The 12,243-nt window shown below is 63.0% G+C and carries 13 protein-coding genes; 11 read left to right on the plus strand and 2 right to left on the minus strand.

Annotated features, from left to right (window positions below; translation table 11 throughout):
- Window positions 1–12: 12 nt before the first annotated feature.
- From B2Y21_RS03050 to B2Y21_RS03100, 11 genes are all read left to right on the plus strand, one after another.
- Window positions 13–1,113 carry a dipeptidase gene (locus B2Y21_RS03050; protein ID WP_292056818.1) on the plus strand — a complete coding sequence of 367 codons (1,101 nt, stop codon included), beginning with the start codon at window positions 13–15 and terminating at the stop codon, window positions 1,111–1,113.
- A 130-nt stretch (window positions 1,114–1,243) separates the two neighbouring features.
- Window positions 1,244–1,321 (plus strand): pyrroloquinoline quinone precursor peptide PqqA, encoded by a 78-nt coding sequence (gene pqqA, locus B2Y21_RS03055; RefSeq protein WP_071883753.1) that lies wholly within the window; start codon window positions 1,244–1,246, stop codon window positions 1,319–1,321.
- Window positions 1,322–1,326: 5 nt separating this feature from the next.
- Window positions 1,327–2,289: a pyrroloquinoline quinone biosynthesis protein PqqB gene (gene pqqB / locus B2Y21_RS03060; protein ID WP_292056821.1), complete on the plus strand. Its 963-nt coding sequence runs from the start codon at window positions 1,327–1,329 to the stop codon at window positions 2,287–2,289.
- Between the two features lie 2 nt (window positions 2,290–2,291).
- On the plus strand, window positions 2,292–3,047 hold the full coding sequence (pqqC, locus tag B2Y21_RS03065; RefSeq protein ID WP_292056823.1) for a pyrroloquinoline-quinone synthase PqqC: 756 nt from the start codon (window positions 2,292–2,294) through the stop codon (window positions 3,045–3,047).
- Between the two features lie 55 nt (window positions 3,048–3,102).
- A complete protein-coding gene (gene pqqD / locus B2Y21_RS03070) occupies window positions 3,103–3,447 on the plus strand; it encodes a pyrroloquinoline quinone biosynthesis peptide chaperone PqqD (RefSeq protein ID WP_023446620.1) in 345 nt (114 codons plus the stop codon).
- Window positions 3,419–4,336, plus strand: coding sequence for a polysaccharide biosynthesis protein (locus tag B2Y21_RS03075; protein WP_292056828.1), 918 nt, complete (start codon window positions 3,419–3,421; stop codon window positions 4,334–4,336). Before pqqD ends, B2Y21_RS03075 begins: the two co-directional genes overlap by 29 nt.
- A 3-nt stretch (window positions 4,337–4,339) precedes the next feature.
- Window positions 4,340–5,443: a UDP-2-acetamido-2,6-beta-L-arabino-hexul-4-ose reductase gene (gene wbjC, locus B2Y21_RS03080; protein ID WP_292056829.1), complete on the plus strand. Its 1,104-nt coding sequence runs from the start codon at window positions 4,340–4,342 to the stop codon at window positions 5,441–5,443.
- 2 nt (window positions 5,444–5,445) lie between these two features.
- Window positions 5,446–6,576, plus strand: a complete 1,131-nt coding sequence (gene wecB / locus B2Y21_RS03085; RefSeq protein WP_292056831.1) for a non-hydrolyzing UDP-N-acetylglucosamine 2-epimerase — start codon at window positions 5,446–5,448, stop codon at window positions 6,574–6,576.
- 2 nt (window positions 6,577–6,578) lie between these two features.
- A complete protein-coding gene (locus B2Y21_RS03090) occupies window positions 6,579–7,805 on the plus strand; it encodes a glycosyltransferase family 4 protein (protein WP_292056834.1) in 1,227 nt (408 codons plus the stop codon).
- 168 nt (window positions 7,806–7,973) lie between these two features.
- The gene (locus B2Y21_RS03095) at window positions 7,974–8,597 is read left to right on the plus strand and encodes a sugar transferase (protein WP_292056836.1); all 624 of its coding nucleotides are present in this window, start codon (window positions 7,974–7,976) and stop codon (window positions 8,595–8,597) included.
- Complete coding sequence (locus B2Y21_RS03100; protein ID WP_292056838.1) at window positions 8,581–9,489, plus strand: NAD-dependent epimerase/dehydratase family protein; 909 nt, start codon at window positions 8,581–8,583, stop codon at window positions 9,487–9,489. Before B2Y21_RS03095 ends, B2Y21_RS03100 begins: the two co-directional genes overlap by 17 nt.
- A 122-nt stretch (window positions 9,490–9,611) precedes the next feature.
- Here B2Y21_RS03100 and B2Y21_RS03105 read toward each other — a convergent pair whose 3' ends face one another.
- Window positions 9,612–10,850, minus strand: a complete 1,239-nt coding sequence (locus tag B2Y21_RS03105; protein ID WP_292056840.1) for an O-antigen ligase family protein — start codon at window positions 10,848–10,850, stop codon at window positions 9,612–9,614.
- Between the two features lie 119 nt (window positions 10,851–10,969).
- Window positions 10,970–12,241 (minus strand): hypothetical protein, encoded by a 1,272-nt coding sequence (locus B2Y21_RS03110; protein ID WP_292056841.1) that lies wholly within the window; start codon window positions 12,239–12,241, stop codon window positions 10,970–10,972.
- Between the last annotated feature and the right edge of the window lie 2 nt (window positions 12,242–12,243).

Raw genomic sequence — 12,243 nt, forward strand, 5'->3', positions numbered from 1 at the left:
TAAGTGACCGGTGTGAGCGAACGCAGCCAACGAATCTGCGGCCTGAAGTATGACGGCTATAGCGATGCTGAAATGATAAAAACGCAAACCTTTTTTGATGGTCACAACGATCTGCTGCTGCGTCTGTGGGTCAACCACGCGGACAATCCGGCGCAGGCCTTTTTCGCCGGGCTTGAGCGCGGGCATCTTGATTACCCGCGCATGCGTCAGGGCGGCTTCGCCGGCGGCCTGTTCGCCGTCTTCGTGCCGCCCGCCGTCTGGCTGGCGGGCGAGCGCAAGCAGGATCTCGCCAGCGTGCAGGCGCAGAACGACGCGCTGGCGATCGCCGAGGCTCAGATGGCGATTTTGCAGGAGCTGGCGGACGCGTCGCAGGGCCGGGCGCGTCTGTGCCGCACGGCGGCGGAGATCGAGCAATGCCTGCAACAGGATGTGCTGGCGCTGGTGATGCATATTGAAGGCGCCGAGATGCTCGACCCGGAGCTGGCGCTGCTGGACACGTTTTATCAGCTGGGCCTGCGCAGCATCGGGCCGTTCTGGAACCTGCCCAACCGCTTCGGCGTCGGCGTTAACGGCGGCTTTCCCGGTTCGCCCGATACCGGCGACGGCATGACGGAGGAGGGCAAAGCGCTGATTCGCGCCTGCAATCGCAAACGGCTGCTGATCGATCTTTCGCATATGAATGAGAAGGCCTTCTGGCAAACAGCGGAGATCAGCGATGCGCCGCTGGTGGCGACGCACTCCAACGCGCACGCGCTCTGCGCGCAGCCGCGCAACCTGACCGACGCGCAGCTGGCGGCTATCGCCCACAGCGACGGTTTCGTCGGCGTTAACTTTGGCAACGCCTTTCTGCGCGCCGATGGACAACGCAATGCCGACACGTCGTTGCATGAAATTGTTAAACACCTGTGCTGGCTGATCGATAAAGTGGGAGAAGATCGGGTTGGCTTTGGATCTGATTTTGACGGCATCAGCGTGCCGGAAAGCCTTGGCGACGTAACGGGAATGCCAAAACTTTTCAAGGCGTTAACCGATGCTGGCTTTGATGAGAAACGTCTGGAAAAACTGGCCTGGCGTAACTGGCTGCGGGTGCTGAAGCGCACGTGGGGTCAATAGAAAAGTTGCGATCCAGGTCACATTAGAGCAACATCTGCGCTGCCAAATTTTCATATTTGACAAGTTGCGGGTTGCCTGCCGCAATTAATGGTGACAACCCCGTCATTTTAACGCCAAGAGGAGAAGCCTAATGTCTGCATGGATCAAACCTGCATTTGAAGATTTACGTCTGGGTCTGGAAGTGACTCTGTACATTTCCAACCGTTAATCCCTGTGCCCGCGCTCGTCGCGGGCCTGTTTTTTTTCTCCTTTCCCGGTCATCACATGCAGATCAAAGTTCTTGGCTCCGCAGCTGGCGGAGGGTTCCCGCAATGGAACTGCAATTGTCACAACTGTCAGGGCGTGCGTAACGGCACGATGAAAACCTCGCGGCGGACGCAATCCTCTATCGCCATCAGCGACAACGGCAAGGATTGGGTATTGTGCAATGTCTCGCCCGATATCTGCCATCAGCTGTTGGCTTCGCCTGAATTGAATAATCCCGACGTGCTGCGCGCCACCGGCATCGGCGCCATTATCCTGACCGACAGCCAGATCGATCACAGCGCGGGCTTACTCAATTTACGTGAAGGCTGTCCGCATCAGGTCTGGTGTACCGAAGAGGTGCATCAGGATCTGACCACCGGCTTCCCGGTATTCACCATGCTTTCCCACTGGAACGGCGGCCTGGTGCATCACCCGATCGTGCCGGACAGCCCGTTTACCGTCGGCGTCTGTCAAAGCCTGCGCTTTACCGCCATTCCGCTGCTGAGCAACGCGCCGCCTTATTCGCAGTACCGCAACCGCCCGCTGCCGGGTCATAACGTGGCGCTGTTTGTGGAAGACGGCAGCAGCGGCAAAAGCCTGCTGTATGCGCCGGGGTTGGGCGAGCCGGACGCGGCGCTGATGCCGTGGCTGCAAAAGGCGGACTGTCTGCTGATCGACGGCACGCTGTGGCGCGACAACGAGCTGGCGGCAACCGGCGTCGGGCTGAATACCGGTAAAGATATGGGCCACCTTGCGCTCTCAGAAGAGCAGGGACTGGCCGCGCTGCTGGCGTCATTGCCGGCGGAACGTAAGATTCTGATTCACATTAACAACACCAATCCCATCCTGGATGAAGAGTCCGCTGAGCGCCAGAGCCTGACGCAGCAGGGTATCGAAGTGAGCTGGGATGGCATGTTGATCGAGGTATAACCATGACGCAGGCACAGCCGCTTTCGCCGCAGGCCTTTGAACAGGCGCTGCGCGCAAAAGGCGCTTACTACCATATTCATCATCCGTACCATATTGCGATGCACAACGGCAAGGCGACGCGCGAGCAGATCCAGGGCTGGGTCGCCAACCGCTTTTACTACCAGACCAATATTCCGCTGAAGGATGCGGCGATCATGGCCAACTGCCCGGATCGCGACACCCGTCGGGAGTGGATCCAGCGCATCATCGATCACGACGGCGCGCCGGGGGAAGAGGGAGGTATCGAAGCCTGGTTGCGACTCGCCGAATCCGTCGGCCTGGATCGCGAGCAGGTCCTGTCGCAGGAACTGGTGCTGCCCGGTGTGAGGTTCGCCGTGGATGCCTACGTCAACTTCGCCCGTCGCGCCAGCTGGCAGGAGGCCGCCAGCAGCTCGCTGACCGAGCTCTTCGCCCCGACGATCCACCAGTCGCGCCTCGATAGCTGGCCGCAGCACTATCCTTGGATCGATGCCTCCGGCTACGACTACTTCCGCAAGCGCCTGAAGGAAGCCCGCCGCGATGTCGAGCACGGTCTGCGGCTCACCCTGGAGCACTACCGCACCCGCGAGGCGCAGGAGCGTATGCTGGAGATCCTGCAGGTCAAACTCGACGTGCTCTGGAGCATGCTCGACGCCATGAGCATGGCCTACGAACTGGATCGTCCGCCGTACCACACCGTGACCCGCGAGCGTATCTGGCACAAAGGCATCAGCCTGTAGGCACGCGTTCCGTGGGCAAATCCTGCCCACCCATGAGGCATCCGGCCCCTGTAGAGTGGACCGCCTGACGACCATGACCACGTGGCCAGGCAGCAACCTGCCCACTGGCGAGACAATGATGATGAGCGATATTCAACTAACCCAGATTCCAGCGTTGCGCCGTGGTTTCCGCTTCCAGTGGGAGCCCGCGCAGAACTGCCATGTGCTGCTCTACCCGGAAGGCATGATCAAGCTCAATGAGAGCGCTGCGGCGGTGCTGACCGAAGTGGACGGGACGCGTAGCGTCGGTGCGATCGTTGCCGATCTGCAGGCTCGCTATCCCGAGGCCGAAGGGATTCAAGAAGATATCGTTGCGTTTCTGGAGGTTGCCGTTGAACGGTTCTGGATCGAGCTTCGCTAAACCCGGCTACGAGCCCGGCCCGCCGCTCTGGCTGCTGGCGGAGCTGACCTATCGTTGCCCGTTGCAGTGCCCGTACTGCTCCAATCCGCTGGACTTCGCCCGTAGTCATGAAGAACTGAGCACCGCCGAGTGGATCGAGGTGTTCCGCCAGGCACTCGAGATGGGCGCGGCCCAGCTGGGTTTTTCCGGCGGCGAACCATTGGTGCGCCAGGACCTGGCCGAGTTGATCGAGGCGGCACGGGGACTCGGCTATTACACGAACCTGATCACCTCCGGCATCGGCCTCACCGAAGAGAAGATCGCCAGCTTCGCCGAGGCCGGCCTTACGGTTTGCGGCACGCGTTACGGCAATGTCATGGCCTCGCGCGGTTCGGTGATTCCCTTGTTCGTCAGCCAGCTTCTGGAGGGGCAGCCGATCACGGTGACTGAGCCCGCCATGACGCGGTTCATGATGACGCTGGAAGACGCCGTCGAACTGGTGCTCTACGCCTTCGCTCATGGGGACAACGGCGACATCTTCGTCCAGAAGGCACCAGCCGCCACGGTGGAGACCCTGGTTCAGGCTCTTCTGGAACTGTTCGGCCGACCGGATCACGAGGTGCGCGTGATCGGCGTTCGTCACGGCGAGAAGCAGTATGAATCCTTGCTCGGCAAGGAGGAACGGGCGCGCTCCGAGGATCTCGGGGACTACTTCCGGGTGCCGCCGGACGGCCGTGACCTCAACTACGGCAAGTTCGTCGATCAGGGCGACGCCTGCCTGCACGAAGGCGAGGAATACAACTCGCACAACACCGAGCGTCTGGACGTCGAGGGCATGAAGGCCTTGCTGCTCAAGCTGGAGTTCATCCAGCGCCTGCTGAGCGGCGAGCGGGCCTCGCTGGAGGACTGAGCCATGGCTGTTGTTGTCACCGGAGCGCGAGGATTCATTGGCCGCAACCTGATGGTGCGGCTTCAGGAGACCGGAGTGGAGCCTCTTCCGCTCGGTTCGGATGCGGATGAGGCCGCCATTCGGGCCGCCGTGGCGCGAGCGGAGTTCGTCATTCACCTGGCGGGCGTGAACCGACCCGTTGACGAGACGGATTTCGTGACCGGCAATGTCGGCTCGACCGAAGGGCTGGTGAAGGCCCTCAAGGACGCGGGCAGACCGATTCCGATCCTCTACGCTTCGTCGATCCAGGCCGAGCGCGACAATCCTTACGGCCGCAGCAAGCACGCGGCCGAGGACGTCCTGTTCCGCTATTCGGAAGAGACGGATGCGCCGGTGCGTGTCTTTCGGCTGGCTAACGTCTTCGGCAAATGGGCGAGGCCGAACTACAACTCGGCGGTCGCCACCTTCTGCCACAATATCGCGCGCGGCTTGCCGATCGCCGTCAACGATCCCTCGGCGTCGCTTCGCCTGGTGCATGTGGACGATGTGTGCGACGCGATGCTGGATCTGATCCGTCATCCGCCGTCGGGCGCCGCCTTCGCCGAGGCGGGACCTATCCACGAAACCACGGTCGGGGCGGTGGCCAATGCCATCACCGGCTATGCCGCCAGCCGCGAGACCCTCTTCACCGACCGCGTCGGCCAAGGGCTCGACCGAGCGCTTTACGCCACGTATCTCAGCTACCTGGAGCCTGAGAGCTTCGCCTATGACGTGCCGCGGCACGCCGATCCGCGCGGCGTTTTTGTGGAGATGCTGAAGACGCCGGACTGCGGCCAGTTCTCCTATTTCACGGCCGGCCCGGGGATCACGCGCGGCGAGCACTATCACCACACCAAGACGGAGAAGTTTCTGGTCCTGACCGGCACGGCTCATTTTGGCTTTCGCCATATATTGACCGATCAGCGGCACGAGATCGTCGTGGAAGGCGGCCAGGGTCGCATCGTCGAGACCATCCCTGGCTGGACCCACAACATCACCAACATTGGAGATGGCGAGATGGTCGTCATGTTGTGGGCCAACGAAGTATTCGATCGGGCGCGGCCCGACACTGTGGCGCAGAAGGTCTAGCCGTGAAGAAGTTGAAGGTCATGACGGTCGTGGGAACACGGCCCGAACTCATCCGCCTGTCGCGCGTCATCGCTCGGCTGGACGATCATACGGAGCAGGTCCTCGTCCATACGGGGCAGAACTACGACTATGAGCTGAACGAGGTCTTCTTTCGGGACCTGGAAATTCGCAGGCCCGACCACTTCCTAGACGCAGCTGGCGGCAATGCGGCCGAGACCATCGGCCAGATCATCATCGCCGTGGACAAGGTGTTGGCGACGGAAAATCCGGACGCCCTGCTGGTGCTTGGCGACACCAACAGCTGCCTGTCTGTCATTCCCGCCAAACGACGCAAGATCCCGATCTTCCACATGGAGGCTGGCAATCGCTGCTTTGATCAGCGCGTGCCGGAAGAAACCAATCGTCGCATCGTCGATCACACTGCCGACATCAACCTGACCTACTCCGCCATCGCGCGGGATTACCTGTTGAGGGAAGGCGCCGCCCCCGACCGCGTGATTTGCACCGGCAGCCCGATGAACGAGGTGCTGAGCTACTATCGTCCCGCCATCGAACGCTCGCGCGTTCTGGAAGAAGTGGGGGTGAGCGAAGGAGGCTACGTCGTCGTCAGCGCCCATCGTGAGGAGAATGTCGATTCCGAGCGCCAGCTGCGACGCCTCGCTGACTGCCTGAACGCTGTGGCCGATCACACTGGCGAGCCCGTCCTGGTCAGCACCCACCCACGCACGCGGGCCCGCATCGAAGCCTTCGGAGTCACCTTCGACGATCGGGTGCGGCTTCTGAAGCCGTTCGGCTTTCTGGACTACATCGCCCTTCAGACCAGGGCTCGGGCGGTGCTGTCGGACAGCGGCACGATCACAGAAGAGTCGTCCATACTCAACTTCCCGGCGCTGAACCTGCGCGAAGCTCACGAACGCCCGGAAGGCATGGAAGAGGCGGCGGTGATGATGACCGGCCTCAATCCCGAGCGCGTGCTTCAGGCCATGGCGGTCCTGGAAAGCCAGCCCCGCGGGGATGAACGTCTGCTGCGGCTGGTGCGCGACTATTCGCCTGAAAATGTGTCGGACAAGGTGCTGCGCATCATCCTCAGCTACACGGATTATGTGCGCCGGACGGTCTGGAAAGAGTACTGATCGTGCCGCGTCGCATTCTGTATCTCAGCCAGTGGTTCTGGCCGGAGCCTGCCACGCGTGGCCTGAAGGTTGTGAAAGACCTCCAGGCTAGAGGCTATGAAGTCGAGGTCCTAACCGGCTTTCCCAACTATCCCTCCGGCAAGCTGGCGCAGGGTTATCGTCTTGCGCCCTATAAGCGCGACCGGATTGAGGGCGTCACCGTCCATCGCGTCTTCCTTTATCCCAGCCATGATCGCTCCAGCCTCGGGCGAGCTCTCAACTATCTGTCCTTCTTTCTGTCCGCTTTTGTCTTCTGCCTGGTCCAGGCCAGGCGCTTCGACCTGATCTATGTCTATCATCCGCCGATCACGACCGGTTTGGCGGCGGCGCTCGCCGGTCTGGTCTGGCGCAAGCCCTTCCTTCTTGAGGTTCAGGACCTATGGCCGGACACCGTGGCGGCGTCGGGCATGTCGGCCACGGAGACCCTGGCGTACATCCTTGGTCCCACATGTCGGTTCGTCTACAAACGCGCAGCCCTGGTCCTCGGCCAGTCCGAAGGCATGGCGGCGCGGCTGGTTGAGCGCGGCGTTGATCCTAGCCGCGCTGACGTCTTCTTCAACTGGGCGGACGAAGACGCAGCACGCGTCAATGGCCTATACGATCTTGCTTCCCTGAACTTCAAAGGGCGCTTCAACTTTGTCTTCGCCGGCAACATGGGCACCGTTCAGGCGCTAGAAGTGCTGATCGAGGCGGCGCACAGCCTGGCCAAAATCGCGCCCCAAATCCAACTAACCCTGATTGGAGAGGGCGCCGAGCGCGCGCGCCTTGAGACCCTTGTCCGTCAACAAGGGGTCCGAAACGTTCAGATTCTGCCCGGGGTGCCGCCGTCCCACATCGGCGATGTTCTGGCCGCCGCCGATGTGCAGGTGGTCCACCTCAAAGACGATCCGCTGTTCGAAATCACCATTCCGTCCAAGACCCAGTTCTATCTCGCCATGGGGCGCCCCGTCCTGATCGGCGTCCGCGGCGAGGCCGCCCGAATCGTTACAGAGGCGGGTGCCGGGATCAGCACGCCGCCCGAGAACAGCGCCGCCATGGCCGAGGCGATGCTGCATCTGGCCAATCTGCCCAGAATCGAGCTCCAAGCTATGGGTGCCCGCGCCCGCGCCGCGTATGATTCCCGTTTCGCCTTTAAGGCCACCATGGATCGCATCGCCGGGCATGTCGGTGCGGTCCTGGAGAAGGCGTGACGGTGCTCTTGTCTTTGATCCAAAGGAAAGCTGGTAGAAGGTAGGATGGCGCACCCATCCGCCTCAACCCGTTTCCGCCACAGCGTCGGTCTTAAACATGTTCCACGACATCTCCGCGTTCGCGCCCGGACCGCGGCGCATTGGCTGGTTTCGGCAGAGGTACTACTCGTGAGCAAACGTATGCAGCCGGATCAGGATCGTACTGGTGTGGCGAGAGGATCCACGCTGCAATCGACGCTTATCCGCGCCATCGATCTAGTGGCGGCGATCTCAGGCGGGGTGGTGACTTTGCCGATCTTGCTGATCGTCGCGTTTCTGGTGCGGCTTGACTCCCCAGGGCCCGCTCTCTTCCGTCAGAACCGGGTCGGCCGAAACGAAGTCCTATTCGTCTGCTACAAATTACGGACGATGGCCGAGGGAGCACCTGTCGTCGGCACACACGAGATCTCGGGCGCCCACGTCACCTCGATCGGTCGCTGGTTGCGCCGGTTGAAACTCGACGAACTCCCGCAACTTTGGAACGTAATTCGCGGCGAGATGAGCCTGGTGGGGCCGCGCCCGTGCTTGCCTTCACAGCTCGAGCTGATCGAGGCGCGGCGGGCGCATGGGGTCTACGGCGTTCGCCCTGGGGTGACAGGGCCCTCTCAGGTCATCGGGCTGGACATGTCAACGCCGCGCGAACTCGCCGAGAAGGACGCAATCTGGACGCGCGCGCCCAACCTCAAGGACTACGTCCGCTTGATTATACTGACTGTCTTGGGAAAGGGGCAGGGTGATGCCATCCGCGCTTGATCGTGTCGGGATTGTCGGAGCGTCGGGCTATGTCGGCGGGGCTCTAGCGCAAGCACTGGTCGCGGATGGTGGCTCTCCGCGGCTGTTTGGCCGATGTGCTGGCCGAGTGGCAGGCCTTGAGGTGAGGGCGCTGACCTCCGATTCGTCACAGTTCGCGGGGTTGGACTGTGTCGTACATCTGTCCGGCATCACAACGAGTCGGGCGTCTTCCGACGATCTGCGTCGAGCGAACGTCGAACTGGCCTTGCACACGGCTCGCATGGCTGCTGCAGCCAAGGTCACGCGATTCGTATTCACAAGTTCGCTGCACGTGCACGGCAAGTCCTCGAAAGCCGCTATCCGGCCCGAGACCCCGACCAACCCGGCCGCGAACCCCTACGGGCGGTCTAAGAGCGAGGCCGAGAGGGAGCTGACAAAGCTTGCCGACGAAACCGGGCTTGAATTAGCTATTCTACGCCCGCCCATGATCTACGGGTCTGGCTCCAAGGGCAGTTTCCCGTTGCTGGTGCGCTTGGTCCGAACTGGTTTGCCGCTCCCCTTCGCCACGGCTAGAGCAAAACGCAGCTTCTGTTCCATCGACAACCTAGTTTCAGCGATCCGTCATTCCATCGCGGCGCCGGCCCCCGTTGAGGTTTTCTTGCCGGCGGATCCCGAGGATTTTGATACCGCGACCCTGGTGAGAGAAGTGGCGGCAGCCCTCGACCGTAAGATGCTGCTTTACCCAGCGCCCAAGGCGCTTCTTGCGGCGCCGCTTGGGATGATAGGGCGCGGGGAGATGGTAGCGAGCCTGTTCGATCCTCTACAGATTGATCGCACGCACTGGGGCAGATTGGGATGGCAGCCTGTCGAGACAGGCGCGCAGGCTATCCGAAAGGCTGTTCGCTCACGCTGAGCAGAGGGTTAAAACCCGGGTCGCTTCGGGAGGTCGCGCCTTCAGCCGAACGGCGCCAAGGGGACGCATGATCGCCGTTTGCTGAACTTGCTGGAGAGAACGGCTAAGCCTGTCTCCCCCCCCTATGCGGCTAAATCGATCGTTGATCCCACGCTTCTACGCACGACTGTTCGCGCTCCGCTTCCCGCCAGGCTTCCCAGCAGCAGCGCCATCAACACCTGAAGCGCAGGGGTGCGAAGCGGATAATCTACGAGCGAGGCCGCTAGGAGCAAGGCGATGGCGACAAGGGCGACGCTGCTCTGCCCCCCCCCGCGCCGCCACATCTGCCGAACCAGCAGCACGAGGAAGACGACGGGCAAGAGCGCCAGCAGACCATATTCGATCCCCACCTCCAGCCAGTCGTTGTGCGCCTGGTTGGTGAAGCCGGCGGTCAGGTCGTCGGGCGTCTCGACCCCGGCGAAAACCGCGCTGAAGCTGCCCGCGCCTGTCCCGAACGGCAGGTGGGCGGCCGCGATGCGTCCTGCGTCGGCCCAGATGTCGAACCGCAGATCACGAGGCGCATCGGTGAAACGGTCCGCAGCCACCCAGGACCCGGCGACAGCCAGGCCGAGACTGACCACGAGCAGCAGCCCAGGCAGAAGAAGGCGACGCGGGTCGATCTGTCGGCCGATCCCAAGCCAAGGCGCCAGTCCCAGAGCGCACAGCAGCAACAGCCCGGCGCCGGCCCTGGAGCCGGAAATCGCCACCCCCGCGAGCAGGGCGAGACATGCGACGGCGCCAAGGATCAGTGCGACGCCGGAGCGCCCTCGATCCGCCGAGGCGCGGCGCTGGAAGCTCCAGGCAGCCACGGCTGGAAGCGATGCGACCAGAAAAGCAGCCCAGTGGTTGCGATTGGCAAAGAAGCCGGTCGCTGCGCGTCCCGCATCCGGACCATAGAGGCGAAACGGGCTGGAGGGGCCGCCGCCCAGTTGAAACCCTCCCAAGCCAACGGAGATGACCGCTATCACTGCGACCAGCAGCCACATCGTCTGGGCCTGAGAGCGGCGAAGTGTCAACACGCCAAGGAAGACGGCGGCAAAGGGCGTAAGGCCGAACAGCGCGTCCCACGTGGCGCCTGGCGCCAAACTGATCGGCCGCCAAGTCTCACCCGCACCCACTGCGACGAGATCGGCCGCTAATGCGGCTCGACCAGGCAGGGCGCTCCAGACCGCCGGCGGCAGCGGGATCAATTGCACCAGCGGCAACAGGATCAGCGATCCAAGAAACAGCAGGGCCGGGCGGGAGACATCCTCTCTAGCCAGCAGCCGCAGGGCGCCGAGGGCCAGCAGCGGCAAGCCGGCAAGCCGGAGAACGAGGTCCAAGCCATCGTTGTCTTGAGACGCCCCGCCAAGAACCAGCGCCAAAGCAAGGTACAAGCCCAAGACTGCGGTGTACCAGGGGTGGGCGTCTCCGCCAGTTCGCGCACGTGCGGCAAGCGGGTTCATTGAAGACCAGTCGGCTCGATATGTAGGTCGTCATAGACCGCAGTGGTCGGGGACAGGCTCGCACCCGGACGTGTCTCCAGCGCGAGCCGCTGTGCGGGACAGGCCTGTGCGGTTTCGAAAAAAATGGAGATGAGGAAAGTCCCCTCCCCGCTTTCGCGTAGGGTTTGGGTTGCCTCTATGGCAGGCCCGTTCTCACAACGCACCGTCCAGACCAGGGCGTCTTCGGGTGTGTTCGCTTCACGCCACACACGCCCCTGCAGCCGGTAGGATCCGGGCGCGAGCACCAGCAACTGTTCCGCCAGCCTCTGCCGCTGCAGGCCACCGAGCGCCGTCGCCTGGAGCGCGCGGCCCTCTCCGCTGGGCGAGCGGATGATTTCGGCCGCACCTCCGTCCGCCGCCAGCAGCTGCCAGCCAAAGGGCGGCAGCCTGTCTTCCGCCTCGAAGCCGCCGTCGATCAGCAAGCCGGCGGCCGTCTTTGGGCGCTGTTGTTGCCAAGCGACCAGCGCGGCGACATAGGCGCGGTCGCGGACAAGACGATCGATGTAGGCACGGGCTTCCTGATCGGTGGGAGGCGCCGGCCCATCCCGCAGCAACTGCTGGAGATGATAGGCAAAGGCGGGTTCAGAGGCGCTTCGACTGTAGCTCGTCAGCAGCATCGATCGCCATGGCGGCGTCAGCGCCATCCTTTCCGCCAGAGCGGCGCGTGCGTCCGGCGCGGCGTCGAGGAGGGGAAACAGCACCGGAGATAGCGTCTCACTCAAGTCCGGACGGCGTCGAAGCAGAACATCCAGAGAGCGCATGGCGGCAGGATAGTCCTGGCGATCCAAGGCGCGGGCAAAAAGCCAGGTCTGGCTTGGCGCGTCGCGCAGGCTGCGACGGGCCGCTGTTTGCATCAGCGCATCGGCGTTCTGGAGCTCGCCTTTGGAAATTGCCGCCTGCCCGAGAATGGAGACGGCGCGCACCGACAGGGGGGCGTACTCTAGGGCGTTGCGTGCGTGAGCTTCGGCCAGCGAGGGGCTCGCAACGCCCGCGGCGCCTCCCAACGTGTCCGCAGCAAGAGCCAGGTGCGCCTCCGCCTGCCACGGCCACGCCCTCAGCGCTCGCTCGGGGGCATCATCCGCCCACAGTCTGCCGAGGCCGAACGCGCCCGTCACCACGCCCACACCGGCGGTGGCGCCAAAGATCAGAACCGCCGCAAGAGGAGATGCGCGCAGCTCCCCCTGCTTGCGGCTATCACGACGACCATGCTGTGGCGGGCGGCGGGCCATTT

This window comes from Brevundimonas sp. UBA5936, assembly GCA_002430835.1.
GTDB lineage: Bacteria > Pseudomonadota > Alphaproteobacteria > Caulobacterales > Caulobacteraceae > Brevundimonas.

Coding starts and splice junctions, on each gene's coding strand:
- wbjC (WP_292056829.1), top strand. CDS start 4,340: ATGGCTGTTGTTGTCACCGGAGCGCGAGGATTCATTGGCCGCAACCTG.
- pqqC (WP_292056823.1), top strand. CDS start 2,292: ATGACGCAGGCACAGCCGCTTTCGCCGCAGGCCTTTGAACAGGCGCTG.
- B2Y21_RS03100 (WP_292056838.1), top strand. CDS start 8,581: ATGCCATCCGCGCTTGATCGTGTCGGGATTGTCGGAGCGTCGGGCTAT.
- B2Y21_RS03110 (WP_292056841.1), bottom strand. CDS start 12,241: ATGGCCCGCCGCCCGCCACAGCATGGTCGTCGTGATAGCCGCAAGCAG.
- pqqA (WP_071883753.1), top strand. CDS start 1,244: ATGTCTGCATGGATCAAACCTGCATTTGAAGATTTACGTCTGGGTCTG.